Here is a 25,548-nt window from a genome sequence, read left to right as displayed (position 1 = left end):
TTGAATTCTGTGACAACTGCGCCCGGCACTCGGCCGGGCGTGGATTAATTAGTTAAAGACCGCTTATTGGCAACTTATTGGCACGCCTCGCACTCGTCGAAACCGGCATCGCCCGGACGCAGGTAGCAAGCCGCGCCGTCTGCTTCAACGGGGGCAGGTGCTGCCGCCGGAGCCGCTGCCGGCGCCGCATGACCGGCCGCCAGGCCGCCCGAGACCGGCACCGCGTTCAGCGCGCCGGTGCGGGTGGTCGACTTCTCCATGTGCGTCGCCGCGATGGTGCGCAGGTAGTAGGTCGTCTTCAGGCCGCGCAGCCAGGCCAGTTTATAGGTCTCGTCCAGCTTCTTGCCCGAGGCGCCGGCCATGTAGATGTTCAGCGACTGGGCCTGGTCGATCCACTTCTGGCGGCGCGATGCCTGCTCGACCAGCCACTTCGGCTCGACTTCGAAGGCCGTGGCGTAGATGTCGCGCAGGTCTTGCGGCACGCGGTCGATCTTGCTGAGCGAACCGTCGAAATACTTCAGGTCGGCGATCATGACTTCGTCCCACAGGTCGCGTGCCTTCAGGTCGCGCACCAGGTAGCCGTTGATCTCGGTGAATTCGCCGGACAGGTTCGACTTCACATACAGGTTCTGGAAGGTCGGCTCGATGCAGGCCGAGACGCCGATGATGTTCGAGATCGTCGCGGTCGGGGCAATCGCCACGCAGTTCGAGTTACGCATGCCGAACTGCTTGATACGCTCGCGCACCACGGTCCAGTCCATCGATTCGCTCGTGTCCTGCTCGAGGTAGCCGCCGCGCTCTTCCGCCAGCAGCTTGATCGAGTCCTGCGGCAGGATGCCGCGGTCCCACAGCGAACCGGCGTAGGATTCGTAACGGCCGCGCTCTTCGGCCAGCTCGGTCGAGGCCATGTAGGCGTAGTAGCAGACGGCTTCCATCGACTTGTCGGCGAACTCGACGGCCTTGTCCGAGGCGAACGGCACACGCATCATGTGCAGGCAGTCCTGGTGGCCCATGATGCCCATGCCGACCGGGCGGTGGCGCAGGTTCGAGTTACGCGCCTTGTCGACGGCGTAGTAGTTGATGTCGATGACGTTGTCGAGCATGCGCATCGCGGTGCGGATCGTCTTCTGCAGTTTCACGTGATCCAGGCCATCGCCCTTCATGTGCTGCGGCATGTTGATCGAGCCCAGGTTGCAGACCGCGATTTCGTCGGCGCTGGTGTTCAGGGTGATCTCGGTGCACAGGTTCGACGAGTGCACGACGCCGATGTGCTGCTGCGGCGAACGGATGTTGCACGGATCCTTGAACGTGATCCATGGGTGGCCGGTTTCGAACAGCATCGACAGCATCTTGCGCCACAGGTCGAGCGCTTCGATCTTTTTGAACACCAGCATTTCGCCGCGCTCTGCCTTGGCCTCATAGGCCAGGTAGGCTTGTTCGAAGGCTTTACCGACCAGGTCGTGCAGGTCCGGCGTTTCGCTCGGGGTGAACAGGGTCCAGTAGCCCTTTTCCATCACGCGCTTCATGAACAGGTCGGGAATCCAGTTCGCCGTGTTCATGTCGTGGGTGCGGCGGCGGTCGTCGCCGGTGTTCTTGCGCAGGTCGAGGAATTCCTCGATGTCCATGTGCCAGGTTTCCAGGTAGGCGCACACCGCGCCCTTGCGCTTGCCGCCCTGGTTCACGGCCACGGCCGTATCGTTGACCACTTTCAGGAACGGGACCACGCCTTGCGACTTGCCGTTGGTGCCCTTGATGCGCGAGCCGAGCGCACGCACCGGGGTCCAGTCGTTACCGAGACCACCGGCAAACTTCGACAGCAGCGCGTTTTCCTTAATGGCGTCGTAGATACCTTCCAGGTCGTCGCCGACGGTGGTCAGGTAGCAGGACGACAGCTGCGAGCGGCGGGTGCCCGAGTTGAACAGGGTCGGCGTCGAGCTCATGAAGTCAAAGCTCGACAGCAGGTTGTAGAACTCGATGGCGCGCTCTTCGCGGTCCGCTTCGCGCAGGGCCAGGCCCATGGCGACGCGCATGTAGAAGGCCTGCGGCATCTCGATGCGGGTTTCGCGCACGTGCAGGAAGTAACGGTCGTACAGGGTCTGCAGGCCGATGTAGCCGAATTGCAGGTCGCGGTCGGCGACGATGGCTTTTGCCAGGCGCTCGAGGTCATAGTTGCCCAGTTCGGCGTCGAGCAGTTCGTTCTCGATGCCTTTCGCCACGTACTGCGGGAAATAGGTGATGTATTCGGCGGCAGCCTTGGCTTGCGGGACTTCCTTGCCGAAGACTTCCTTGCGGATCGTGTGCAGCAGGATGCGGGCCGTGACCTGGCTGTAGGCCGGATCGGTTTCCATCAGCGCGCGCGCGGCCAGGATGGCGGACTTGTGCAGCTCTTCGACCGGCACGCCGTCGTACAGGTTGCGCAGGGTCTCGGCGACGATGGCGTCGGCGTCGACGTGCTTTTCCAGGCCGGCGCAGGCGGCGTTCACCAGGGCGTGCACATAGTTGACGTCGAGCGGCACGCGCTGGCCGCCATCGACCACGTGGATCTGCGGCGCGGCCACGTGCTGGGCACCGGCGGCTTCCTTGGCGGCGCGGCGCTCTTCCATCTGCTTGGCGCGGTACAGGACATAGGCGCGCGCGACATCGTGTTCGCCCGAGCGCATCAAGGACAGTTCGACCTGGTCCTGCACATCTTCGATGTGGAAGGTGCCGCCGTTCGGCTGGCGGCGCATCAGGGCAGCGACCACGTTATTGGTCAGCTCTTCCACCAGCTCGCGGATGCGGGCCGAGACCGCGCCCTGGCCACCGGCGACCGCCAGGAAGGCCTTGGTCATCGCGACCGAGATTTTATTTGGCTCGAACGGGACGACGGCGCCGTTGCGGCGCAGGATGCGGTAGTCCGCGCGGGCGGCCAGTTCGGCGGCGCTATTGGCGCCGGCTGCCGTTCCTGGTGCCGCTTGCGGGTGGATGGAAATGTCTTGAGAAGTCTGCATGGGGCCTCCAGGAAGGGCAGTCGGGCTGCCGCCTATGTTTATCGATCACCCGCGTTACGGGCAGCCAAAAATTAACTAAAAAATACGAAGCAAAACGAACCCCGGCCAGCCTGAGTGACCAGGCTGGACAACGTTGCTGCGGATGGATTTATCTTGCTTGGAGCAAATTCGAACAACAAGACGCACACTATGCCATTGTTGCCACTGCTACACAAAAGGTCTTTGACACTTGAGCCTGCTACTACTAGATATAGTGCCGTGGTTTGACATTGGACTAATTGTAGTACTTGGCCGGCGCAAGCCGCAAGTGAATAAATTTTCAAATTCAGGTGTTTTTTATGTCCCGGACTCTTGACATCGGAGCGCTGGACTTCGAATGCGCGCTGGCCGGTAAGTGAGCACTAACCTGCTGCTTAATGCTTGTTCAGCGCGTGAAGGCAGTGCCCAAACGCAGTGCAGCGCGCACCATTTTGCACTGGCGAAAAGGCAACGCTTTTTGACAAGCCGGAGTTGTGCGATGACACAAAATTCAGTTTTCCGGCGCCTGGATATCGAGCTTCTGCATTTGATACCGCAGCTGGCGCACGCTGATGCCGAGCAGGCTGGCGGTCCTGGTGCGGTTGAACTGGGTCTGCTGGAGGGCGCGCTGGATGATGTCGCGTTCCACCTGTTCCAGGTAAGCCGGCAGGTTGCTCGGCAGCGAAGCCGGACCGAGGCCCTGCACTTCCTGCGCAAGCGGCGCGGCCGCCGGCATGGGCGGCGCCGCGGCCGGGGACGGCGGCGTGGCGACGACCGGCAATGGTTCCACCCGCGCCACGTCGGCCAGGCGCGCGGCTTTCAGGGATAAATCGCCGACCTCGATCACGCCATGATTGGCGAAGGCAAGCGCCCGTTCCAGCACGTTCTCCAGTTCGCGCACGTTGCCCGGGAAGGAGTAGGCGCGCAAGGCATCGAGCACGCCGGGCCCGAGCGAGGCCCCGCCAGGCCCGGCCAGGCGCGCCAGGATGCCGTTGGCCAGCACCGGTAAATCGTCGAGCCGCTCGCGCAGCGGCGGCAGCGCCAGCTCGATCACGTTCAGGCGATAGAACAAATCCTGGCGGAAGACGCCCGTCTCGACGCATCGGGCGAGGTCCTTGTGGGTGGCGCTGATGATGCGCACGTCGACCGGCTCCTCATTGGTGGCGCCGATCTTGCGCACGCGCCGCTCCTGGATCGCGCGCAGCAGTTTGACCTGCATCGCCAGCGGCAAATCGGCCACCTCGTCCAGCATCAGGGTGCCGCCATTGGCCGCCTGGAAGAAGCCGTCGCGCTCCTCCCCGGCCCCGGTGAACGCGCCCTTGCGGTGTCCGAAGAATTCGGACTCCATCAGGTTTTCGGGAATCGCGCCGCAGTTCACCGCCACGAACGGTTTCGCAGCGCGCGAACTCTGGGCGTGGATTTCGCGCGCGGCCAGTTCCTTGCCGGCGCCGGACTCGCCGGTGATCGCAATCGGCGCCATCGAGCGCGCCAGGCGCCCGATCTGGGCCCGCAGCGCCTGCATCGCCTGCGAATTGCCGATCAGGCGCGAGCCCGTGCCCTCGCCCGCCCCAGCCGCGGCGCTACCGTCGGACAGCTTCAGCGCCGAACGCACCATCACGCGCAGCTCATCGAGCACTACCGGTTTCGACACGTAATCAAAAGCGCCGGCTTTCAGGGCCACCACCGCGTTTTCGGCGCTGCCGAAGGCGGTGATCACGGCGATCGGCGTCTTCGAGCTAGCCGACACTTCGCGCACCAGTTCCAGTCCGAGCCCGTCGGGCAGGCGCATGTCGGTCAGCACCAGCTGGTACTGGTTGTCCTCGACCAGGCGCCGGGCTTCGCGCAGCGTGGCCGCGCAATCGACGTCCAGGCCCATTTTCAGGAGCGTGATCTCCAGCAGTTCGCGCAGGTCCGCTTCGTCGTCGACGACCAGGATGCGGGGTGATGTCATGCTTTCCTCTTTTACTCAGCGCTCGCGCCGGCCGCTTGCGGCTGGGCGAAGGTGATGACGAAACGGCCGCTGGCCTTGCGCGGGCCCAGCGCCGCCGTGTCGAACCGCGACTCGTAATCGAGTTTAGCGCCATTGTTCAGGCACAGCTCGCGCGCCAGGTACAGCCCCAGGCCGGTGCCCTTGCTGGAGGTCGTATAAAACGGTTCGAACAGGTGGGCGCGCACCTCGGGCGTGATGCCCGGACCGTCGTCCTGCACGTGCAACTCCAGCGTGCCGAAGGCGTCGAGCTCGGGCCAGATGCGGATGCTGGCCGGCTTGCGGCTGGCGTAGCGGATCGCATTGCCCAGCAAATTGACCAGCACTTCCCTCAGGTGCAGGGCGTCGAAGCGTACCTCGATCGCACCGGCGCCGCCCAGCCAGACCATCTCATCGAGCAGGCCCTGGGTTTCGCAGAACTCGTTTTTCAGCTCCAGCAGGAACGGCGCCAGCTGCACCGGTTCCGCATACGGCTGGGCCTTGCGCGAGAGCTGCAGGATGTCCTCGACCATGCGGTTCACGCGCGCCACGTTGTCGCCGATGATCTTTAACAAGCGCAGCTCGGCCTTGCCATGCAGGTCTTCGGCCAGCAGGGCCGTGGCGTGGCCGATCGCCGACAGGGGGTTGCGCACTTCGTGCGCGATGCTGGCCGTCAGGCGGCCCATCGAGGCCAGTTTCAGTTGCTGCGCCTGGTTTTCGATGGCGCTGACGTCCTGCAGGAAGATCACGCTGCGCCCCGGCAGCGCGCCGCCGGCCGCGACGCTGGCAAAGCGCAGTTTCAGGTGCGCCGGCTGGTCGCGCCGCGCCCGCAGGCCCGCCTCCCCAACCGCCATTTCCTGGTAGGGTTTCAGGATCACCCAGGCCGCATCCGGCCCCGCTTCCCCCGACACCGGCTCGACCGCGGCCAGGGCGGGGGTCGCTGCCGTTCCCATCCAGGTGGCGAAGGCCTGCGCCACCGGTTCGAGTCCCGGCAATTCGTCGAGCAGCAAGCCGGCCGCGGCGTCCATGCCGAGCATGCGGCGCGCCGCGGGATTGGCCGTGTGGATGCGTCCATCGGCCCCGACCACGAGCACGCCATCGCCCACGTCCGCGATCACGATCTCGTTGATTGCCTGCTGCACCTGCAGGTCGACGCCGCGCTGCGCCGCCAGTTCTTCCTGCCCGATCAGGCGCGCCGCCAGCCGGTTGACCAGCCAGACCACGGCGAAAAAGGCGATGCCGTACATCCCCGCCTGCATCAGCGCCGGTTCGCCTTCGCGCCTGACCATCTGCCAGGCCGCCTCGAACAGGACGAACAGGGTCGCCAGCGCAGCCGAAAACAGGGCCGGCACCAGCGGCGCCAGGATCGCCGCGCCCGCCAGCGGGAACAGGTACAGGATACCGAGGCCGCTGCGCAGGCCGCCGGCGGCAAGATACAACAGCGAGATCACGGCCAGGTCGACCGCGATCTGCGACGCCAGCTGGATCGTGAAGCGGCGCCGCCAGGACAGGCTCAATGCACCGAACACGAGGGCGGCGCCGAGGTAGAACAGGCAGATGCGCACGTATGCCGGGGAGGCCTGGACACTGCCCTCGCGCACGTCGAAGGCGAGGTACAGGATCAGCACCAGCGCGATCACGATGCGCGTGACGGTCAGCGCCCCGAGCGAGCGCCAGAAGGTCGCGCGCGATTGCGTGGACAGCACCTGCCAGCCGGTCATCAATTAGTGCGCAACAGGCGGCACGTGCGCCGGGCTGCAGTAGTCGCGGCCGTCGGCCCGTACCGCTTCCGAGACCGGGAAATGCAGGCCGCAGTGCGCGCAGCTGGTCATGTCTTCGATCGCCGCCGGCGGCGCCGCGGCGGGACGCCCCTGCGGCGGCACGTGCATCTGCTGGTTGCGCACGGCTGCGCGCAGCTTCGCGCGCACGGCGAAGAAGATCAGGACAGCCAGGGCGATCCAGAAGACGAGGCGGCTCATGCGATCCCCCGATGCAGCACGACTTCGAGCACGAAGCGGCTGCCGACATAGGCCAGCGCCAGCGTGGCGAAGCCGGCCAGCGTGAAGCGCAGCGCCGTCTTGCCGCGCCAGCCGCGCAGGTAGCGTCCGGCGAGCAAGGCTGCGAACAGCATCCACGACAGCAGCGCGAAGACATTCTTGTGGTCCCAGCGCAGCGCCCGGCCAAACAGCTGTTCCGAGAACACGACGCCCGACAGCACCGTGAGACTGAGCAGCACGAAACCGATCCAGATCAGGCGGAACAGCAGCTTTTCCATGGTCAGCAAGGCCGGCAGCTGGTCGAGCGCGCCGCCGAGCCAGCCGCCGCCGGCCGTCACCGTGCGCGCATGCAGGCGGGTTTCCTGCAAGGCCATCAGGACCGCGTGGAAGGCGGCAATCGTCAGCGTACTGTAGGCCAGCACCGCGACCGCCACATGCCAGCCGAAGGCGCTCGACTGGTTCTGCAGCGGCATGATCGCGCCCGGGAAGACCAGCGGCAGCAAAGCCGCGGCGCAGGCGCAGGGCATGACCAGGCGGCGCAGGCCGTCGAGGGCGAAATTCCGGTTCTCGATCCAGTAGGCGCCCACCGACACCCACAGCGCGGCCGAGAGCATGATGGCAAAACCGATGCGCAGGCCGCCGGGTGCGAACGCGTCGCTCCACAGGGCGGCGCCGTGCACCGCCCAGGCCAGCGCGGTGACGCCGGAGATGACGGCGCCCCGGTTTGAGGCCAGCAGGGCGCAGGCCGCGTACAGGATGGCCGCGGCGAAAAAGAGGGTGTTGTGCATAGCGCGAGTCTACACCATCAGGGCACGCGAGTGGCAGGCCCCTGCCCGGCCTGCCAGGCTGCGGCTCAGTCCACGATCGCCATGCGCCGCTCATCGATGTGATGGCGCTGCTGCTCTTCCATGACGAGCTGCCCGAGTTCGCGTTTCAGGTCGTTGAACGCGGCGGAAGCCGGGTCGCGCAGGCGCGGCAAGTCGACGATGAGGTCACGCTTGACCGTGCCCGGCCGGTAAGTCATGACGACGATACGGTCGGCCAGGTAGATCGCTTCCTCGATGCTGTGGGTGACGAACAGGATGGTTTTCTTCGTTTCCATCCAGATGCGCAGCAGCTCGTCCTGCAGGTTACGGCGGGTCAGCGCGTCGAGGGCGCCGAAGGGCTCGTCCATCAACATGATCGGCGAATCGAGCGCCAGCACGCGCGCGATCGCCACCCGCTGGCGCATGCCGCCGGACAGGTCTTTCGGATAGCGCGCCCGGAACTCCGTCAGCGCCAGCATGCCCAATAACTGCTCCACGGTGGCGGCGATGCGCTCCTTCGGCATCCGCCTGATCTCGAGACCGAAGGCGATGTTCTTCTCGACCGTCATCCAGGGAAAGAGCGCGTATTCCTGGAATACCATGCCGCGCTGCGGCCCCGGCCCCGCCACCGGCACGCCGTCGACCGTGATCGTGCCGCTGGTCGGATGCGAAAAACCGGCGACCGCGTTGAGCAGGGTCGACTTGCCGCAGCCCGAGGGGCCGAGCAGGCAGGTGAACTGGCCTTGCGGGATGTCGAGCCGGATGTCCTGCAGCGCCACCACCTGGCGCCGGCCGCTGACGAACTCCTTGTTGACGCCGTCGATGCGGATATGGGATGCGCTTCTCGTGTCCATCTTCATGTCAGTGCTCCAGGCCGCGGTGCCAGCGCAGCAGATAGTTGTTGAGCCGATTCACGCCGATGTCGATCGCCAGGCCCAGCAAGCCGATGCTGATCATGCCGGCGATGATCTTGTCGGACCAAAAATATTCGCGCGCTTCCAGGATGCGGTAGCCGAGCCCGTTGTTCACCGCGATCATCTCGGAGACGATGACGACGATGAAGGCGGTGCCGATGCCGATCCTTACGCCCGACAGGATGTAGGGCACGGCGGCCGGCAGGATCACGCGCACGAACATCGTGGTGCGGCCGGCGCCCAGGCTGCGCGCGGCGCGCAGATAAATGCCGTCGACCTGGCGCACGCCGGCGATCGTGTTCATCAGGACCGGGAAGAAGGCGCCCAGCGCGATCAGGAACACGGCCGGCGGATTGCCCAGGCCGAACCACAGGATCGCCAGCGGGATGTAGGCGATCGGCGGGATCGGGCGCAGGATCTGCACCAGCGGATTGAACCAGGCATACACGGCGGGACTGGCGCCCATCGCCAGTCCGAGCGGCAGCGCGAGACCCGCGCCGATGGCGAAACCCACCACCACCCGGTACAGGCTGGCGATCGTATCGACCACCAGTTCGCCCGACAGCGCCCATTTCAACCAGCCGCCCTCGTCCGCCGCGGGCGCCAGCGGCAGCAGGTATTCGACCCATTTGCGCCCGACGTCGAGGGGCGCCGGCAGCACCTGGGGATTGACCAGACCCGCCCAGGCCACCCATTGCCAGAGCGCGATGGCCAGCAGCGGCACTACCATGCCGATGCCCAGTTCACGCAGGTTCCATGTTTTCATCGCGTCTCCTCAGTCGATGCGCAGGTTTTTCTTGGCCGCGGCAAGCAGCTCGGTATGCACCCATTCCTGCGCACGCGGCGGCGAACGCATGCGGCCGACGCCGGTCTTCACCATCATGTCGGTCGTGGCCTGGATGTGCTGTACGCTGATGTCGTAGGAAAAGGGAGAATTGGCGATGGCGTCGTCGAAATCGTCCGCCGAGATCTGGCCCTTGAAGACGACCTCGCGCACATATTTCGAGGCCAGGGCCTTGTCGTCGACGAAGGACTTGGTCGCCTGCACGAAGCAGCGCATGAATTTTTCGGCCAGCGGCTTGCGGGTGCGGTAGAACTGTTCGGTCATGACCAGCGTGCGCACCGGTTCGCCGATCGGGGTGCCATACGGCTTCATGACCTCGACGCCGAAGCCACGGTTGATCGCCTGCGAGGATTGCGGTTCGGACTGCATCATGGCGTCGATCTGTTTATTCAGCAGCGCCCCGTTCAGGTCGGCGAAGGGCAAGTAGACCAGCTGCACGTCCTTGCCGGGCGCAACATCGGCAGTCAGATTGTGGCGCGCCAGTTCCGCCATCAGCAGCACCTCCTGGATCGCGCCGCGCGTCACGCCGACCTTGCGGCCCTTGAGCTGCGCCATGCCGGTCAGCTTCAGGTCGGGCCGTGCCACCAGGCGCGCGCCGCCGCGCGCGAAACCGGCGACGACCACGACCGGGGCGCCGCCGGCCCGGCCGGAAATGGCCGCCTCCGAGGCCGTCGCGCCGACATCGAGTTCGCCGGCGATGATGGCCTGCATCACGTCCAGGCCCTTGGCGAACACCTTTTCCTCGACCCGGATACCGCAGCTGGGCGCGATCTCCTTGATATAGGAGACGGCGCCGAAATGCGCCAGTTTCAGGTTCCCCAGCCTGACCACTTCCTCGGCCCGGGCGCCGCTCGCCCACAGGACGAGCACGGCCAGGCTTGTCATACGTAATACTCTCCTCATGCCATTTCTCCGTTATGCAGTGCTTCCACATCGATCGGTCGGACTTTCCTGCCTACAAAGTGATTCCATCAGGAAACGACAATCCGCGATTGCAGAATGTGTCAGAGAAAGCGGAGCCGGCTTTTGACAAGCAGCAGAACTGCGGCCAAAAATTCGCGATATGAACGGCGCATGGACGGGCGGCGCGCCGTTGCGCAGGGTAAAATGACGGATTCCGAATTGCCGTCCTCTATATATAGTCAGGTAGAACATGCTAGATAACCTTACCCAACGCCTTGCCAAGGTCGTCAAGACGATGCGCGGCGAGGCGCGTCTGACCGAGGCGAACACTGCCGAGATGCTGCGCGAAGTGCGCCTGGCCCTGCTCGAGGCCGACGTGGCGCTGCCGGCGGTGCGCGAATTCATCGCCAAGGTCAAGGAAAAAGCGCTGGGCGAAGAAGTCATCGGCTCGCTCAGCCCCGGCCAGGCCCTGGTCGGCGTGGTGCAGCGCGAGCTGGCCGCCCTGATGGGCGCCGACCTCGGCCCCGACGCGACCCAGCTCTCGTTCGCGCAGCAGCCGCCCGCGATCATCCTGATGGCCGGCCTGCAGGGTGTGGGTAAAACCACGACCGTCGGCAAGCTCGCCAAGTACCTGAAGGAACAGAAGAAGAAAAAGGTGCTGACCGTTTCGGCCGACGTGTATCGTCCCGCCGCAATCGCCCAGCTCGAATCGGTGACGAAGCAGGTCGGCGCCGACTTCTTCCCGTCGACGTCCACCGACAAGCCGGTCGACATCGCCCTCAATGCGCTGGACTGGGCGAAGAAGCACTACCACGACGTCCTGATCATCGACACCGCCGGCCGTCTCGGTATCGACGAAGCGATGATGCAGGAAATCGCCGCCGTCCACGGCGCCGTCAAACCGATCGAGACCCTGTTCGTGGTCGACGCCATGCTCGGCCAGGATGCGATCAACACGGCGAAAGCGTTTAACGACGCGCTGCCGCTGACCGGTATCGTGCTGACCAAGCTCGATGGCGATTCGCGCGGCGGTGCGGCCCTCTCGGTGCGCCACGTGACGGGTAAGCCGATCAAGTTCGCCGGCGTCTCGGAAAAGCTGGACGGCCTGGAAGCCTTCGACCCGACCCGCATGGCGAGCCGCGTGCTGGGCATGGGCGACATCATGGCGCTGGTCGAAGAAGCCCGCAAAGGCGTCGACGAGAAGGCGGCCACCGACATGGCCAACAAGATCAAGGCCGGCGGACGCTTCGACATGAACGACTTCAAGGCGCAGCTGACGCAGATGAAGAAGATGGGCGGCATGTCGGGGCTGCTCGATAAACTGCCGGCGCAGTTCCAGCAAGCGGCAGCGGGCGCCAACATGGACCAGGCCGAGAAGCAGGTGAAACGCATGTGCGGCATCATCGATTCCATGACGCCGCTCGAGCGCGCCAAGCCGGAGCTGATCAAGGCGAACCGCAAGCGCCGCATCGCGGCCGGCGCCGGCGTGCAGGTGCAGGAAGTCAATCGCATGCTGAATCAGTACGACCAGATGCAGACGATGATGAAAAAACTGAAGGGCGGCGGCCTGATGAAGATGATGCGCGGGATGAAGGGCATGATGCCGGGCATGCGTTAACAGGCTTTCTTTAGCGTTTCCGGACGCTTTTGCCCTCTTCAAACGCCGCGCCCGGCTCCCTCCCGGCGCGGCGTTTTTTATGCGTTTTGCTGCAGTTTTTCACTCTATGAGGACGAGTTGCGAATAAACCCTGTTTTTTGGGCTTATCAGAGTGAAAAAATGGTGAAAAAGACTTGCAGGAACAGTAAAACGCCACCAATATAAGCCGTGCGATGTATTGCGCAATTTCTCATATTAGGAGGCTCGAAGATGGCAACAGCCAAGAAATCCCCAGCAGCGCCTGCAAAGAAGGCAGCCGCCAAGCCGGCCGCCGCGGCCAAGCCTGCAGCGAAGAAGGCAGCAGCTCCTGCAAAGGAAGCAGCACCGAAAGCGGCAGCAGCCAAGAAACCGGCCGCAGCGCGCAAGCCAAACGCCGCGTTCATGAAAGAACTGACCCCATCGGCGGAACTGGCTGCAGTGGTCGGCAACAAGCCGCTGCCACGTACCGAAGTGACGAAGAAAGTCTGGGAATACATCAAGAAAGCGGACCTGCAAGCTGCAGACAACCGCCAGATGATCAACGCCGACGACAAGCTGAAAGCCGTCTTCGGTGGCAAGGCCCAGGTCTCGATGTTCGAAATGACCAAACTCATTTCGAATCACCTGAAATAAGAATACCTGGCTGTTGCGGCCAGATGTTTAAAAAGCCCCGCTCGCGAGATCGGGGCTTTTTGTTTTGTAGGGTGGGCGGGTTCCCCGCCCACGCGGTGATCGTTATCGGCTCCGTTATCGTGTTCGGTGATCTTACAGCTGACTATCACCGCGTGGGCGGGAGACCCGCCCACCCTACGGGTTGCTAATAGCGTTACGGACGATTACAAGCCTGCCGCGGCCTTCATCAGGTCGAACACGTGGGTATTCTCCATCGTCCCCCTGAACGGCGCCGAGCCCGCCCCTGCCGCGTACAGCTTGACGTCGCCGCCGCCGTGCGACTCGCTCGACCATTTCACGCCCGTCTCCTGGTGATAGTCCGGCGCCAGCGCCTGGGCGCTGTCGACGTCGGCGCGCACGTCCGGCCGGTTCGGGCCGTTGCCGAAGACCAGCGTCGTAAACGTCTTGCCGTCGGCGTCGCGGGTCGGTTCGCCGTCCGTGTAGCCGCGCACGATGTCGAGCACCGGGTTGCCGCGCTTCGGGTAGCCGTTCAGGACCATCGTGTGGTCATGGTCGGCGGTGACGACGATCAGGGTGTTGTCGAGGCCGGGGTCGATGGCGCGCATGCGCTCCAGCGCGGTCTGGATCGCCTCGTCGAAAGCGACCGTTTCGATCAGCGCGTTGCGCGCGTTCGTGTCGTGCAGCGCGTGGTCGATCTTGCCGCCTTCGACCATCAGGAAGAAGCCGTTCGGATTACCCGATAAAAGCTCGATCGACTTGGCCGTCATCTCGGCCAGCGTCGGCTGGGTCGGCGAGCGCTTCGAAGCGTAGTCGAGATGGCTCTCGGCGCTGTACAGGCCGAGGAATTTTTTACCCGGCCGGCTCGAGGCCATGTCGGCGCGCGTGTTCGCGACCGCATACCCCTGTTTTTCCAGCTCCTCGACCAGGTCGCGCCCGTCGCCGCGGCCCTTCGGGTTGCGCTTCGCGTCGAACGGCGTGAAGTGGTTGCGCCCTCCTCCCATCAGCACGTCGACGCCGTCTTTCAAACGCGTGTTGTAGCCCGCGCCGCCCGGGACGAGCTGCTGGGCGATCGTGTAGGCCATGTCGCGGTCGCAGACGTGGGAGAAGGTCGATGCCGGCGTGGCGTGCGTCAGTTCGGTCGTCGTGACGGCGCCGACCGACTTGCCGGCGGCCTTGGCCAGTTCCAGGATCGTCATCGGAGAACTGCCGTTGCCGGCGCCGCAGCGGTCGATGGAGGCGATGCCGTTGCCGTCCTTGCCGGGAGCGACCGGTTTCGCATCCTTCATCGAGATCACGTCGTTGTTGATCTTCACGCCCGTCATGTAGGCGCCCATCGAGGGCGCGCTGTCGGTCACCTGCGCGTCCGCCGAGTAGGTCTTGATGCGCGCGGTGCGGTCGAGGCGTTCGAAGTTCAGGAGGCCGTCTTCGCCTTCCTTGAAGATGCGCGCGGCCGTGATGGTGGTCGGACCCATGCCGTCGCCGAGGAAGAAGAGGATGTTTTTCGCCTGCGGCCTGGCAGCCGGTGCTGCGGCCTGCGCGCTCGTGGTGCAGCATGCTGCCAGCAGCAGCGTGGAGAGGAGAGTTCTGGTCATCGGATGCTTTCTGGCGGCCGGGCTCACAGGCCCGCCGCGTTCTTGATCAGGTCGAACACACGGGTGTTGTCGATGGTGCCGCGGAACAGCTCGGCGTTGGCGCCGGCCGCGCCGAGGTAGACGTCGGTGCCGCCATGCGTCTCGCTGCCCGCCCTGGTGCGCACCACGGCCTCCTGGTGGTAGTCGTCGCCGGCCGCGATCTCGTCGGTGAGCTTGACGTCCTTGCGGCTGCCGGCAACCCGGTGTTCGCCGGTGCCGAAGCCGAGAATCGTGAACGGCGCGCCGTCCTTGTCGAGGCGGACCTTGCCGTCCGGGAGGCTGCGCACCAGGCCGAGAATGCCCGGATTCGCCGGCGTCGTCTTGCCGGTGCGCGGCGAGTAGCCGTTGATCAAGAGGGTGTGGTCATGGTCGGCCGTGGCGACGATCAGCGTGTTCTTCAGACCCGGATCGAGCCGGTTCATTTTATCGAGCGCGGTCTTGATGGCGGCGTTGTAACCGACCGTTTCCTGCAAGGCGCGCTTGGCAAGGGTCGCGTGCAGCGCGTGGTCGATCAGGCCACCCTCGACGACGAGGAAAAAACCGTTCGGGTTGGTGGACAGGATGTCGATCGCCTTGGCCGTCATGTCGCTCAAGAGAGGCTGCTTGACCGGGTCGCGCGCCGCTTCATACGCAAAGTGGTTCTGGGCGAACAGGCCGATGGCCGGCTGGCTGTTCGCCGCCAGTGCCTGCAACTGCGCCGTAGTCGATGCGACGCGCCAGCCTTGATGTTGCAATTCTCCGATCAGGTTGCGGCCGTCGGCGCGCTTGCCGCCGGCGTCCACGGGCGTGAACTGCTGCAGTCCGCCGCCGAAGACGAGATCGAGGCCGCTGCTGCCCAAAGCCTTGTTGTAGCCGGCGCCGCCCGGCACCAGGGCCGCGGCAATGTCTTCTTCGAGCTTGCGGTGGCAGGCGTGGGCATAGGTCGCGGCAGGGGTCGCATCGGTGACGCTGGTGGTCGTGACGACGCCGGCGGCCATGCCGCGCGCCTTGGCCAGTTCGGCCAGGGTCGGCACCGCCTTGCCGTTGTTGCAGCGGCTGACCGTGCGCTTGCCCTCGAGCGTCGGCGAGAGCGCCCGGGTCTCGGTCGACATCGAGATCACGCCGTTGTTCTGTTTTACGCCGGTCATGTAGGCCGACATCGAGGCGGCGCTGTCGGTGACCTGTGCGTCGTTCGAGAAGGTTTTGATAAACGCCGATTCGGGCAGCGTGTCGATCGTCAGCTCGCCGGCTTCGCCGACGGCGTAGATGCGGGCGGCGGTGAGGGTGTTGATGCCCATGCCGTCGCCGAGGAAGAAGATGACGTTTTTCGCTTGTCCGGCGACCGCGGGACGCGGCGTGGTCGCGGCCGGGCCGGTTGCGGCGCAACCGGCAAGCGCCGCCAGCGTGACCGCGGCGGCAAGGGTGTTGATTCGCATGATGAGGTGTCGTAGCGGGAAAACGATGAGTGTATACCGCAACCGGCAGACCCCGGCAAAATCGGCTTAGCGCGACGCCACCGCCACCGGATTGAACTCCCACTTCTTCCACGCCGCCAGCACCGCATTCGGATACTGCGGCCTGCCGCGGCTGCCGTTGTAGCGGCCCAGGGCGAGGTACAGGTCGCCGCGCTCCATGTCGATGTACATGCGCAGGATCGAGCAGCCGTAGCGCAGGTTCGTCTGCATGTGGAAGAGTTTACGGCGGTCGTTGTCGCCGATGACCTTGGTCCAGAACGGCATCACCTGCATGTAGCCGCGCGCGCCGGCGATCGAGACGGCGTATTTGCGGTAGGCCGATTCGACCTGGATCAGGCCCAGCACCAGGCCCGGATCGAGCCCGGCGCGGGTCGCTTCGTACCAGGCCGACTCCAGGAATTCGGTGCGCGAGAGCTCGTCGGGCAGGCGTTTTTTCAGGCGCGCCGACATCTCGGTGAACCACTGCTGGTAGCGCACCCGTGCCGCCTCGTCGCGGAAGGCGGGTTTCGGCGGGCGGGTGTCGGCGATGGCGTTCGACAGCGCCAGGCGCACCGAATCGGCCATCTCCTCTTCCTTCTGGTTGCCGGCGTGCGCACTCCCGCCCGCGGCCAGAAGTGCCGCGAACGCAAGGCCGCCCAGCCAGGCCGTGGCCCGGCCGTGGAAACCCTGCCGCATCACTGGCCCAGCTTGCCCTTGATGAAGGCGACCATCTCCGCCACCGGCACGGCGGTTGCCTCGGTGTCGCGGCGGCCCTGGTATTCCAGGTTGCCTTCCTTCAGTCCGCGCTCGCCGATGACGACGCGGTGCGGCACGCCGATCAGTTCCCAGTCGGCGAACATCGCGCCCGGACGCAGGCCGCGGTCGTCGACGATCACGTCCACGCCGGCAGCTTGCAGGTCGGCGTACAGCTGCTCGACCTGCGCCTTGACCATCTCGCTGCGGTCCATGCCCATCGGGCACAGCACGAGCTGGAACGGCGCCAGCGCGTCCGGCCAGACGATGCCCTTGTCATCGAAATTCTGCTCGATCGCCGCGCCCAGGATGCGCGTCACGCCGATGCCGTAGCAGCCCATCTGCAGCGGGGCCGGCTTGCCGTTTTCGTCGAGGTAAGTTGCGCCCATCTTTTCGGAGTACGCCGTGCCGAGCTGGAACACATGACCCACTTCGATGCCGCGCTCGATGGCGAGCACACCTTTACCGTCCGGCGAAGCGTCGCCTTCGACCACGTTGCGCAGGTCGGCAACGATCGGTTCCGGCAGGTCGCGGCCCCAGTTCACACCCGTCAGGTGGTAATCAAGCTTGTTGGCGCCGCAGACGAAATCGCTCATGTTGGCGACCGTGCGGTCGGCAACAATGGTCACCGGCATTTTTGGCGAGACTGGACCCAGGTAGCCCGGCGCGGTGCCGTAGACTTCCTGGATTTCCGCTTCGGTCGAGAAGCGGTGGTTCGCCAGGCCCGCGACCTTGCCGACTTTTACCTCGTTCAGTTCATGGTCGCCGCGCAGCAGCAGCATGAAGTATTGTTTGGAAACCTTGCCCTCTTCTTCCTTTTCGACCGTCAGCGCAATGGTCTTGACGGTGCGCGACAGCGGCAGGTTCAGCAGCTCGGCCACGCTTTCGCACTTGGTTTTACCTGGCGTCGGCACCTTGGTCATTTGTTCGGAGGCCGCGCCGCGCTCGCCGATGGCCAGCGCCTCGGCCGCTTCCATGTTGGCCGCGAAATCCGAGTCCGGGCAGTAGACCAGCGCGTCTTCGCCGGTCGAGGCGATGACGTGGAATTCGTGCGAGCCGGTGCCGCCAATCGCCCCGTTATCCGCCGCCACCGCGCGGAATTTCAAACCAAAACGGTTAAAAATGCGGACATAGGCATCGAACATGATCCCGTAGGACTTCTGCATGCCCTCGACGTCGCGGTCGAACGAATACGCGTCCTTCATCGTGAATTCGCGGCCGCGCATCAGGCCGAAGCGCGGACGGCGCTCGTCGCGGAACTTGGTCTGGATGTGATAAAAATTCAGCGGCAGCTGGCGATAGGATTTGATTTCGCTGCGCACGACGTCGGTGATGACTTCTTCCGAGGTCGGCTGGATGGCGTACTCGCGGCCGTGGCGGTCCTTGACGCGCATGAGTTCAGGACCCATCTTGTCCCAGCGGCCGGTTTCCTGCCACAGCTCGGCTGGCTGCACCAGCGGCATCAGGAGTTCGAGGGCGCCTGACTTGTTCATTTCTTCACGGATGATGGCCTCGACCTTGCGGATCACGCGCAGGCCGGTCGGCATGTACGTATAGATGCCCGAACCCAGGCGCTTGATCATGCCGGCGCGCATCATGAGCTGGTGGCTGACGATCTCGGCGTCGGATGGCGCTTCTTTAAGCGTAGAAATAAAAAATCGTGAGGCGCGCATATCGATGAATTCTTTTTAAAAAGAGAGAGTTATAATCGACCTAATTTTAAAGGATTAGCTGGCTGATGCGTCCAATCTTTGTACAAATGGGTCCGGAACACGCAGCGTCCGCCGTTTTCGTCGTGCACGAGGGAAGCTGACGTGTGGATTTGTAGGTAAAAATGTAAGAGACACAAAGGCTGGCAGAAAGTTTCGAGGTGTTTTATGCTCGATCGGGAAGGGTTCCGCCCCAACGTCGGCATCATCCTGCTTAACGCCAACAACGAGGTGTGGTGGGGCAAGCGGGTGCGCGAGCACTCATGGCAGTTTCCGCAAGGGGGTATCAAATACGGCGAGACGCCGGAACAGGCGATGTACCGCGAGCTCGAGGAGGAAATCGGTTTGCGCCAGGAGCATGTCAAGATCGTGGGCCGCACCCGCGACTGGCTGCGCTATGAGGTGCCCGACCATTTCATCAAGCGGGAAATTCGCGGCCATTACCGCGGCCAGAAGCAGATCTGGTTCCTGTTGCGCATGGTTGCGCGCGACAACGACGTCAACCTGCGCCTGACCGACCATCCGGAGTTCGACGCCTGGCGCTGGCACGATTACTGGGTGCCGCTGGACGTGGTCATCGAGTTCAAGCGCGACGTCTACCAGCGCGCATTGCAGGAGCTGTCGCGTTTCCTCACCAGTCCGCCGGGCAGCGGGCACGGCGAGCGGCGCCACAGCGCGCGCTACCTGCGCCAGCCGCGTGGGCAGGGAAGCAGCGCCGGGAAACCCCCGGCCAAGCTGCACGAGGCCGGGGCCGAAACGCAACAACTGATGCTGGCGCCGGACAAGTAAGGCGTCCGTCACATCGGCCGCGAGGCCATGAAAAGCAGGCACACCGTGCAGACGGTGTCGCTTGCTTTTTTTTCGCGCGGCGTTCATGGCAAAAAGTTACTAAACAGGAAAGTTTCCGTTTAGAATTAGTTGCATGAATGCTTATCGCCACCTGCTGTGCAGCGTCCTCCTTGCATCTCCATTGTTCTCTTCCTTCGCCACGGCGGCCGAACCCGGCTGCAAATACGTGGAGGTGGCGCGCCTGCCCTTGCGCTATGCCGGCATCGGCCTGGACATCACGACCGAGGGCAGCATCAATGGTACGGCAGCGACGATGATCGTCGACACCGGCTCCTTCCAGACGCTCCTGACCAGGACCGCCACCGAACGCCGCAAGCTCGCCTTGCGCAACACGGGCGAGAGCGCTTACGGCATCGGCGGCAACGCCTGGATCTACCAGACCCGTGTCGACGAGTTTTCGATCGGTCCGGCAAAGAGCGGCCGTACCTGGCTGCGTGTGCTGACGGAGTTCGGCATCCGCCCGCACTACGAGGCGCTGGTCGGTGCCCCCTTTCTGCTGCAGTCGGACCTGGAAATATCGCTCGCCACGAAAGAACTGAAATTCTTCCGGCCAAAGGACTGCGGCGACCATTTCCTCGGTTACTGGGACCAGAACGCAGTGGTCCTGCCCTTCGACAAACACATGCACGCCGCGGCCAATCCCCATTTCACGGTCGTCGTCAACGGCGTGAAACTGGACGCGATCATCGACAGCGGCGCCAGCACCTCCTTCGTGACCCTGAACGCGGCCAGGCGCGCGGGCCTCGCACTCGACGCCCCGGAGCTCGTACGGGCGGGCGAGGCCACCGGCGTGGGCACGCGCAAGGTCGCCCGCTGGCGCACGACCTTCAAGCGCTTCGAAATCGGCGATGAAGTCGTGCACAATGCCGAGGTCGGGGTCCTCGACTACGAAGGCACGGCCGAGGTATTGCTGGGCGCCGACTTCCTGCGCGCGCACCGCGTGTTGTTCGCGATGAGCCAGGAAAAGATCTACCTGTCCTATATCGGCGGCGAACCCTTCGGCCAGCGGCACACACTCGAGCCGTGGATCCAGGCCGAGGCCGAGGCCGGCAATGCCGACGCCCAGATGGCGCTGGCCACCTATTACATGGCAGGCAAGCTGGTGCCGCGCGACCCCGCGCTGGCCGCGCAATGGGCGGAAAAGGCGGCGCGCGCAGGGAATGCCGAAGCCAATATCCTGACCGGACACAGGTTGCTGCTGGAGAGCAAATACGGCGAAGCCGTCACCCGGCTGCGTGCCGGACTGGACAAGCTGCCCACGCACCACGCGGCGGCGCTGGACCTGTATCTGGCACGCGTGCGTAGCGGCCAGGCCGAGTTGGCAAGAACCGAACTAGCCGACGCGCGCCTGGCCAACCGCGACAACGAATGGCCCGCGCCGATCACCGATTTCTATCTCGGAAAGCTGAACGCAGCGCAGGTGCTCGCGGCAGCGGCCAAGGACGCCAAACTGTCGCGGGAGCGCAGCTGCCAGACGGTCCAGGCCATGGGGCAGTGGCACAGCGCGCATGGCGACCAGGCGGCCTTGCCGGCCCTGGCCGAGCAGCGCACCAGCCTCGGGTGCCCGAACGCGGCGGCCGCCCTTCCCCGGCCGCAGTCACCGCAGCCACCGCCACCGCCACCACCGCCGCCGCAGGCTTGAGTCAGCGCAGGCGCTGGCGGCGCGCTACAATGACGCCCTTCCCCACCGCCTTCCCGTTTCCACCATGTTTACACCGTCCTCGCACGACGTGCGCCGCTTTTTCTGCGACGCCTTCCGCAAGCAACGCGCCGGCGAGATCCTGACGCCGATGGACGCCATCGCCGCCGACTGGATCGTCCAGCACCCCGAATACCACGACGCCCTGATGGACGCCGACGCGGCCGTCGCGCGCGACTATTCGGTCGAAGGCGGCCAGCCGAACCCGTTCTTGCACCTGTCGATGCACCTGTCGATCGCCGAACAGGTCTCGATCGACCAGCCGCGCGGTATCAAGGCCGCGCACGACCTGCTGGTCGCCCGCATCGGCGAGCACGATGCCCACCACGACATCATGGAGTGCCTGGGCGAGATGATCTGGACCTCGCAGCGGAACGGCGTGCCGCCGGATACCGAGGCATACATCGATTGCGTCAGAAGGCGCGCGACGCGCTGATAAAACGACAAAGGCGGCCAAGGCCGCCTTTTCGCATCACGCTTCCTGCTAGCCGCTTACTTGCTCACCACCAGCTGCGACGGCAGGCTGTGCAGGTAAGCGCCGATGTCGGCCATGTCCTGGTTCGACAGCGGTTTCGCAAAGCCGGCCATGATCGGGTTGCTGCGGCCGTTGGCCTGGTCGCCGCCGCGTTTATAGGCCATCAGGGCGTGGGCGATGTAGTCGGCGTGCTGGCCGGCAAGCTTCGGATAGCTCGGGTCGATTGGTTTGGTGAAGTCGGCGCCATGGCAGGAGGCGCAATTGTATTTCTTGGTCAGCTCTTCGCCGCGCTTGACGTCAGCGGCGGCGGCACTGAAGGAGACGGCGCCGAGGGCCAGCGCGATGATCAGTTTTTTCATGGCGTGTGGTCCTTACTTGCGGGTCTGGGCGTTCTGCTGCGAATAATAGGCGGCGACGTCGGCGATGTCCTGGTCCGACAGGCTGGCGGCGATGCCGCGCATCGATGGATGCTTGCGGTCGCCCTTCTTGTAGGCGTGCAGCGCGGATTCGATGTACTTGGCCGACTGGCCGCCGATCATCGGCACCTGGTAGACCTCGGGGAAGCTGGCTTTATAGCCGGGGATGCCGTGGCAACCGATACACATTTCGATCTTGTTCGGGGCTGCCTTCGGGTTACCGACGACGTCCGCCGCCGAAGCCGAGCCGGCGCAAGCTGCCAGCGCGAGTACTGCCAAAAGTTTTTTCATGGTGGGAATCGCAAAATTTTTTAATCGAATACCGCTACCGCAAAAACAAGTACCAAGCTGTTGATTCTAGCCCAACAAAAGATTGCAGTCTACCAACGTCGTGCGCCCATCCGTGGCAGCTGCACCAGCCTCGAAATTCTGGCATATACTCGGAATTTATCCTCTTTCCATTGACGCGTATGCAAGCCCATCCCCGTTTCGAAGGCACCGAGAGCTATGTCGCCACCGACGACCTGAAGCTGGCCGTGAATGCCGCCCTGACGCTGCAGCGTCCTCTGCTCATCAAGGGCGAGCCCGGCACCGGTAAAACCATGCTGGCCGAGGAAGTGGCGGCCGCATTGGACATGCCGCTGCTGCAGTGGCACGTCAAATCGACCACCAAGGCCCAGCAGGGCCTGTACGAATACGACGCCGTCTCGCGCCTGCGCGATTCGCAGCTGGGCGACGAGCGCGTGCGCGACATCCACAACTATATCGTCAAGGGTGTGCTGTGGCAGGCGTTTACCGCCCCGGAACCGGTGGTCCTGCTGATCGACGAGATCGACAAGGCCGACATCGAGTTCCCGAACGATCTGTTGCGCGAACTCGACCGCATGGAGTTCTACGTCTACGAGACGCGCGAAATGGTCGTCGCCAAACACCGTCCGCTGGTGATCATCACCTCCAACAACGAGAAGGAACTGCCGGACGCTTTCCTGCGCCGCTGCTTCTTCCACTACATCAAATTCCCGGACCGGGAAACGATGGCCGACATCGTGCAGGTCCACTACCCGCGCCTGAAGCAGGAGCTGCTGGCTGCCGCCTTGCAGAGTTTTTATGACGTGCGCGACATCCCCGGCATCAAGAAGAAGCCTTCGACTTCGGAATTCCTCGACTGGCTGAAACTCCTGATGGCCGAGGACATCCCGGCCGAAGCCCTGCACAGCAAGGACAACAAAACCGTCGTCCCGCCGCTGCATGGCGCCCTGCTGAAAAACGAGCAGGACGTGCACCTGTTCGAACGCCTCCTCTCCATGTCGAGGATGAACCGATGATCCACGTCGAGCCGACGGCGCTCGAATTCAACGGCGTGCGCCTGGAGCCCTTGCGCCTCGAACACGTCGACGGCCTGCGCCTGGCCGCCGCCGACGGCGAGCTGTGGAACCTGCGCGTGACCTCGGTGCCGGAGCCGCACCGCACCCAGGCCTATGTGCACACCGCGCTGGAAATGGCGGACCGCATCCCGTTCGCCGTGGTCGATTCCTCGAGCGGCGCCGTGCTCGGCACCACCAGCTACCACGACATCCTGCCCGCCGTCGACCGGGTCGAGATCGGCTACACCTGGTACGCGAAAAGCGTCCAGCGTACTCACGTGAACACCAGCTGCAAGCTGCTCCTGCTCTCGCATGCCTTCGACACCCTCGGCTGCGCGGTGGTGGGTTTTCGCACCGATAATTTCAACTATGCCTCGCAGAAGGCCATCGAACGGCTGGGTGCAAAGAAGGACGGCGTCATCCGCCACCACGGCGCGCGGCGCGACGGCACCGTGCGCGATACCGTCATGTACAGCATCGTGCGCGGCGAATGGCATGAGATCAAGACGCACCTGCACTATCAACTGACGCGGCACGCCACCGCATAAACCATGCTGATCGATTTTTTCTTCGCGCTGCGTAACGCGAAAGTCCCGGTCTCGATCAAGGAGTTCCTGACCCTGCTCGAGGCCCTGGAAAAGAGCGTCATCGCCCCTTCCCTCGACGAGTTCTACTATCTCGCGCGCCTGGTGCTGGTCAAGGACGAAGCCCATTTCGACAAGTTCGACCGCGCCTTCGGCAGCTACTTCAAGGGCATCGAGGCCGTGTTCGACACCAGTAAAGGCGAGATCCCGCTCGACTGGCTGATCAAACGCATGGAGCGCGAGCTGACGCCCGAGCAGAAGGCGGCGCTGGAAAAATTCGGCTACGACAAGCTGATGGACCGCCTGAACGAACTGCTGAAGGAGCAGAAGGAGCGCCACGAAGGCGGCAGCAAGTGGATCGGCACCGGCGGGACGTCGCCGTTCGGGCATGGCGGCACCAATCCGGAAGGGGTACGCATCGGCGGCGCCGGCCGCAACCGCACGGCAGTCAAGGTGTGGGACCAGCGCTCGTACAAGGACTACGACGACGAGCGTGAACTCGGCACCCGCAACATCAAGGTCGCCCTGCGCCGCCTACGCCGCTTCGCGCGCACCGGCGCCCTCGACGAATTCGCGCTCGACGCGACGGTGCACGCCACGGCGAATAATGCCGGCTACCTCGACATCCGCATGCAGCCCGAGCGCAAGAACCGGATCAAGGTGGTGATGTTACTGGACGTGGGCGGCACCATGGACGACCACATCGAGCGCACCGAGGAGCTGTTCTCGGCGGCGAAGAGCGAATTCAAGAACATGGAGTTCTATTACTTCCACAACTGCGTGTATGACTACCTGTGGAAGAACAACCGCCGCCGCCACGCCGAGCGCTTCGACACCTGGGACGTGCTGCGCAAGTACCCGAACGACACCCGCATCATTTTCGTCGGCGACGCGACCATGAGCCCCTACGAGGTGCTGGCGCCGGGCGGCTCGGTCGAATACAACAACGAGGAGGCCGGCGCCGAATGGCTGGCCCGCTTCTGCCGCGCCTTTCCGAAGTTCGCCTGGCTCAATCCGGAGCCGGAACATCTGTGGCAATACCGGCAGTCGATTGCCGTCATTCGCCAGATCATGAACAACCGGATGTTCCCGGTGACGCTCGAAGGATTGGAGCGGGCGATGCGTTTGTTGAGTAAATAAAGGGCTGCGGGCCTTTCACGCGTCACGCGTGGGCATGCCCACCCTACGCTACATCGCAGTCACAGGCCGATGCACGACGTAGGGTGGGCATGCCCACGCGTTCACAATGTGATCAGCCACTCCGCCTCAGCGCGCTCCCCGCACCGCATTGCGCACCACATACAACCCGATCACATCAAGCGCCGTGTGCACCATCATCGCGGCCAGCAGTCCGACGTACTGGTAAATGAAGCCGAGCGCCACGCTGGCCCCGAACACCCCCGCCGCCTGCACCAGCGTCGCGCGGTTCAAACGCCGGAACTGGTACACCGGCGTATGCGTCAGCAGGAAGATCACCGAGGTGATCCACACCCCCAGCAGCGGCTGCAGCGCCGCGCGGAACAGCAGCTCTTCGCCGATCGCGGCGGCCAGGCTGATCCAGACGGGATTGAAGCCCGACAGGTCCAGCCGGCCGTAGGCCTTGATCGTGTTCGCGGTCGCCTCGGATGTCGCCGTCAGGCGGAAGCTGACATAGGAAGCCACCGCCGCCAGCGCCGACAGGCCGAGGCCGAGCAGCAACTGCTCACCGAGCGTCATCGGGCCACGGAAGACGGACAAGGGCTGCGCCTGCGCAAAAAAGATGATCAACAATGCGATCAGCGAAAAGGCGACGCAGGTCAGCACCTGGGCGAGAAGGCGGATCGGCGCGCGGCCCGGCTGGGGCTGCGTTTGCGGGGCATTCGGTTGGGGCATGAAAGCACGTCGGGGCGAAGCGACGAATGAGGAATCGATAGGGGCCCGCCATTCTA

Annotated in this window: 23 protein-coding genes; 8 read left to right on the top strand and 15 right to left on the bottom strand. The window is 64.3% G+C overall.

Annotated features, from left to right (window positions below):
- Window positions 1-74 precede the first annotated feature (74 nt).
- From ACI48I_RS01620 to ACI48I_RS01585, 8 genes are all read right to left on the bottom strand, one after another.
- The gene (locus tag ACI48I_RS01620; protein WP_498573138.1) at window positions 75-2,990 is read right to left on the bottom strand and encodes a ribonucleoside-diphosphate reductase subunit alpha; all 2,916 of its coding nucleotides are present in this window, start codon (window positions 2,988-2,990) and stop codon (window positions 75-77) included.
- A gap of 529 nt (window positions 2,991-3,519) precedes the next feature.
- Window positions 3,520-4,959 (bottom strand): sigma-54-dependent transcriptional regulator, encoded by a 1,440-nt coding sequence (locus ACI48I_RS01615; RefSeq protein WP_193688340.1) that lies wholly within the window; start codon window positions 4,957-4,959, stop codon window positions 3,520-3,522.
- Window positions 4,960-4,970: 11 nt separating this feature from the next.
- A complete protein-coding gene (locus ACI48I_RS01610) occupies window positions 4,971-6,695 on the bottom strand; it encodes a sensor histidine kinase (protein ID WP_193688339.1) in 1,725 nt (574 codons plus the stop codon).
- A 3-nt stretch (window positions 6,696-6,698) separates the two neighbouring features.
- Window positions 6,699-6,953 (bottom strand): PP0621 family protein, encoded by a 255-nt coding sequence (locus tag ACI48I_RS01605; protein WP_193688338.1) that lies wholly within the window; start codon window positions 6,951-6,953, stop codon window positions 6,699-6,701.
- On the bottom strand, window positions 6,950-7,759 hold the full coding sequence (locus tag ACI48I_RS01600; protein ID WP_193688337.1) for a cytochrome C assembly family protein: 810 nt from the start codon (window positions 7,757-7,759) through the stop codon (window positions 6,950-6,952). Before ACI48I_RS01600 ends, ACI48I_RS01605 begins: the two co-directional genes overlap by 4 nt.
- A 65-nt stretch (window positions 7,760-7,824) precedes the next feature.
- Window positions 7,825-8,637: an ABC transporter ATP-binding protein gene (locus ACI48I_RS01595; RefSeq protein ID WP_227496675.1), complete on the bottom strand. Its 813-nt coding sequence runs from the start codon at window positions 8,635-8,637 to the stop codon at window positions 7,825-7,827.
- A gap of 1 nt (window position 8,638) precedes the next feature.
- Window positions 8,639-9,457 (bottom strand): ABC transporter permease, encoded by an 819-nt coding sequence (locus ACI48I_RS01590; RefSeq protein WP_193688336.1) that lies wholly within the window; start codon window positions 9,455-9,457, stop codon window positions 8,639-8,641.
- 9 nt (window positions 9,458-9,466) lie between these two features.
- Window positions 9,467-10,420, bottom strand: a complete 954-nt coding sequence (locus ACI48I_RS01585; protein WP_498573137.1) for an ABC transporter substrate-binding protein — start codon at window positions 10,418-10,420, stop codon at window positions 9,467-9,469.
- Between the two features lie 268 nt (window positions 10,421-10,688).
- On the opposite strand from ACI48I_RS01585, the gene ffh reads away from it, so the two are divergent.
- Both ffh and ACI48I_RS01575 read left to right on the top strand, forming a co-directional pair.
- Window positions 10,689-12,056 (top strand): signal recognition particle protein, encoded by a 1,368-nt coding sequence (gene ffh, locus ACI48I_RS01580; RefSeq protein WP_193688334.1) that lies wholly within the window; start codon window positions 10,689-10,691, stop codon window positions 12,054-12,056.
- Between the two features lie 249 nt (window positions 12,057-12,305).
- The gene (locus ACI48I_RS01575; protein ID WP_056343657.1) at window positions 12,306-12,707 is read left to right on the top strand and encodes an SWIB/MDM2 domain-containing protein; all 402 of its coding nucleotides are present in this window, start codon (window positions 12,306-12,308) and stop codon (window positions 12,705-12,707) included.
- A gap of 203 nt (window positions 12,708-12,910) precedes the next feature.
- Here ACI48I_RS01575 and ACI48I_RS01570 read toward each other — a convergent pair whose 3' ends face one another.
- The 4 genes from ACI48I_RS01570 to ACI48I_RS01555 form a co-directional block, all read right to left on the bottom strand.
- Window positions 12,911-14,299, bottom strand: a complete 1,389-nt coding sequence (locus tag ACI48I_RS01570) for an alkaline phosphatase (protein WP_498573136.1) — start codon at window positions 14,297-14,299, stop codon at window positions 12,911-12,913.
- 23 nt (window positions 14,300-14,322) lie between these two features.
- The gene (locus tag ACI48I_RS01565) at window positions 14,323-15,753 is read right to left on the bottom strand and encodes an alkaline phosphatase (RefSeq protein WP_498573135.1); all 1,431 of its coding nucleotides are present in this window, start codon (window positions 15,751-15,753) and stop codon (window positions 14,323-14,325) included.
- A gap of 66 nt (window positions 15,754-15,819) precedes the next feature.
- Window positions 15,820-16,467, bottom strand: a complete 648-nt coding sequence (locus ACI48I_RS01560) for a lytic transglycosylase domain-containing protein (RefSeq protein ID WP_193688330.1) — start codon at window positions 16,465-16,467, stop codon at window positions 15,820-15,822.
- Window positions 16,467-18,197 (bottom strand): proline--tRNA ligase, encoded by a 1,731-nt coding sequence (locus tag ACI48I_RS01555; RefSeq protein WP_498573134.1) that lies wholly within the window; start codon window positions 18,195-18,197, stop codon window positions 16,467-16,469. The genes ACI48I_RS01560 and ACI48I_RS01555 overlap by 1 nt, the downstream gene beginning before the upstream one ends.
- Window positions 18,198-18,401: 204 nt before the next feature.
- Between ACI48I_RS01555 and ACI48I_RS01550 the strand changes: the two genes are divergently transcribed.
- From ACI48I_RS01550 to ACI48I_RS01540, 3 genes are all read left to right on the top strand, one after another.
- Entirely contained in the window at window positions 18,402-19,022 is a 621-nt protein-coding gene (locus ACI48I_RS01550) for an RNA pyrophosphohydrolase (RefSeq protein ID WP_193688328.1), read from the top strand.
- Between the two features lie 133 nt (window positions 19,023-19,155).
- Entirely contained in the window at window positions 19,156-20,724 is a 1,569-nt protein-coding gene (locus ACI48I_RS01545; protein WP_498573133.1) for a retroviral-like aspartic protease family protein, read from the top strand.
- A 64-nt stretch (window positions 20,725-20,788) separates the two neighbouring features.
- Window positions 20,789-21,217, top strand: a complete 429-nt coding sequence (locus ACI48I_RS01540) for a DUF1841 family protein (RefSeq protein ID WP_193688326.1) — start codon at window positions 20,789-20,791, stop codon at window positions 21,215-21,217.
- A gap of 56 nt (window positions 21,218-21,273) precedes the next feature.
- Here the strand turns inward: ACI48I_RS01540 and ACI48I_RS01535 are convergent, their stop codons facing one another.
- Together ACI48I_RS01535 and ACI48I_RS01530 are read right to left on the bottom strand one after the other, a co-directional pair.
- Entirely contained in the window at window positions 21,274-21,615 is a 342-nt protein-coding gene (locus ACI48I_RS01535) for a c-type cytochrome (RefSeq protein ID WP_193688325.1), read from the bottom strand.
- 12 nt (window positions 21,616-21,627) lie between these two features.
- The gene (locus tag ACI48I_RS01530; RefSeq protein ID WP_193688324.1) at window positions 21,628-21,963 is read right to left on the bottom strand and encodes a c-type cytochrome; all 336 of its coding nucleotides are present in this window, start codon (window positions 21,961-21,963) and stop codon (window positions 21,628-21,630) included.
- Between the two features lie 179 nt (window positions 21,964-22,142).
- Between ACI48I_RS01530 and ACI48I_RS01525 the strand changes: the two genes are divergently transcribed.
- From ACI48I_RS01525 to ACI48I_RS01515, 3 genes are read left to right on the top strand one after another with little or no spacing between them, the layout of a single operon-like run.
- The gene (locus ACI48I_RS01525; RefSeq protein WP_193688323.1) at window positions 22,143-22,997 is read left to right on the top strand and encodes an AAA family ATPase; all 855 of its coding nucleotides are present in this window, start codon (window positions 22,143-22,145) and stop codon (window positions 22,995-22,997) included.
- Window positions 22,994-23,584, top strand: a complete 591-nt coding sequence (locus ACI48I_RS01520) for a GNAT family N-acetyltransferase (RefSeq protein WP_193688322.1) — start codon at window positions 22,994-22,996, stop codon at window positions 23,582-23,584. The genes ACI48I_RS01525 and ACI48I_RS01520 overlap by 4 nt, the downstream gene beginning before the upstream one ends.
- Window positions 23,585-23,587: 3 nt before the next feature.
- Complete coding sequence (locus ACI48I_RS01515) at window positions 23,588-24,760, top strand: vWA domain-containing protein (RefSeq protein ID WP_193688321.1); 1,173 nt, start codon at window positions 23,588-23,590, stop codon at window positions 24,758-24,760.
- A gap of 126 nt (window positions 24,761-24,886) precedes the next feature.
- Here ACI48I_RS01515 and ACI48I_RS01510 read toward each other — a convergent pair whose 3' ends face one another.
- Entirely contained in the window at window positions 24,887-25,492 is a 606-nt protein-coding gene (locus ACI48I_RS01510; protein WP_498573132.1) for a CPBP family intramembrane glutamic endopeptidase, read from the bottom strand.
- Window positions 25,493-25,548 lie beyond the last annotated feature (56 nt).

Source organism: Massilia sp. LXY-5 (assembly GCF_059801075.1).
Note: the sequence above shows the minus strand (reverse complement) of the source record. Positions and strands in the feature narration are given on the sequence as shown.

Bases quoted from the DNA above. Each gene is read 5' to 3' on its own strand.
- ACI48I_RS01620 (WP_498573138.1), bottom strand. From the start codon at position 2,990: ATGCAGACTTCTCAAGACATTTCCATCCACCCGCAAGCGGCACCAGGA.
- ACI48I_RS01615 (WP_193688340.1), bottom strand. From the start codon at position 4,959: ATGACATCACCCCGCATCCTGGTCGTCGACGACGAAGCGGACCTGCGC.
- ACI48I_RS01610 (WP_193688339.1), bottom strand. From the start codon at position 6,695: ATGACCGGCTGGCAGGTGCTGTCCACGCAATCGCGCGCGACCTTCTGG.
- ACI48I_RS01605 (WP_193688338.1), bottom strand. From the start codon at position 6,953: ATGAGCCGCCTCGTCTTCTGGATCGCCCTGGCTGTCCTGATCTTCTTC.
- ACI48I_RS01600 (WP_193688337.1), bottom strand. From the start codon at position 7,759: ATGCACAACACCCTCTTTTTCGCCGCGGCCATCCTGTACGCGGCCTGC.
- ACI48I_RS01595 (WP_227496675.1), bottom strand. From the start codon at position 8,637: ATGAAGATGGACACGAGAAGCGCATCCCATATCCGCATCGACGGCGTC.
- ACI48I_RS01590 (WP_193688336.1), bottom strand. From the start codon at position 9,457: ATGAAAACATGGAACCTGCGTGAACTGGGCATCGGCATGGTAGTGCCG.
- ACI48I_RS01585 (WP_498573137.1), bottom strand. From the start codon at position 10,420: ATGACAAGCCTGGCCGTGCTCGTCCTGTGGGCGAGCGGCGCCCGGGCC.
- ffh (WP_193688334.1), top strand. From the start codon at position 10,689: ATGCTAGATAACCTTACCCAACGCCTTGCCAAGGTCGTCAAGACGATG.
- ACI48I_RS01575 (WP_056343657.1), top strand. From the start codon at position 12,306: ATGGCAACAGCCAAGAAATCCCCAGCAGCGCCTGCAAAGAAGGCAGCC.
- ACI48I_RS01570 (WP_498573136.1), bottom strand. From the start codon at position 14,299: ATGACCAGAACTCTCCTCTCCACGCTGCTGCTGGCAGCATGCTGCACC.
- ACI48I_RS01565 (WP_498573135.1), bottom strand. From the start codon at position 15,753: ATGCGAATCAACACCCTTGCCGCCGCGGTCACGCTGGCGGCGCTTGCC.
- ACI48I_RS01560 (WP_193688330.1), bottom strand. From the start codon at position 16,467: ATGCGGCAGGGTTTCCACGGCCGGGCCACGGCCTGGCTGGGCGGCCTT.
- ACI48I_RS01555 (WP_498573134.1), bottom strand. From the start codon at position 18,197: ATGCGCGCCTCACGATTTTTTATTTCTACGCTTAAAGAAGCGCCATCC.
- ACI48I_RS01550 (WP_193688328.1), top strand. From the start codon at position 18,402: ATGCTCGATCGGGAAGGGTTCCGCCCCAACGTCGGCATCATCCTGCTT.
- ACI48I_RS01545 (WP_498573133.1), top strand. From the start codon at position 19,156: ATGAATGCTTATCGCCACCTGCTGTGCAGCGTCCTCCTTGCATCTCCA.
- ACI48I_RS01540 (WP_193688326.1), top strand. From the start codon at position 20,789: ATGTTTACACCGTCCTCGCACGACGTGCGCCGCTTTTTCTGCGACGCC.
- ACI48I_RS01535 (WP_193688325.1), bottom strand. From the start codon at position 21,615: ATGAAAAAACTGATCATCGCGCTGGCCCTCGGCGCCGTCTCCTTCAGT.
- ACI48I_RS01530 (WP_193688324.1), bottom strand. From the start codon at position 21,963: ATGAAAAAACTTTTGGCAGTACTCGCGCTGGCAGCTTGCGCCGGCTCG.
- ACI48I_RS01525 (WP_193688323.1), top strand. From the start codon at position 22,143: ATGCAAGCCCATCCCCGTTTCGAAGGCACCGAGAGCTATGTCGCCACC.
- ACI48I_RS01520 (WP_193688322.1), top strand. From the start codon at position 22,994: ATGATCCACGTCGAGCCGACGGCGCTCGAATTCAACGGCGTGCGCCTG.
- ACI48I_RS01515 (WP_193688321.1), top strand. From the start codon at position 23,588: ATGCTGATCGATTTTTTCTTCGCGCTGCGTAACGCGAAAGTCCCGGTC.
- ACI48I_RS01510 (WP_498573132.1), bottom strand. From the start codon at position 25,492: ATGCCCCAACCGAATGCCCCGCAAACGCAGCCCCAGCCGGGCCGCGCG.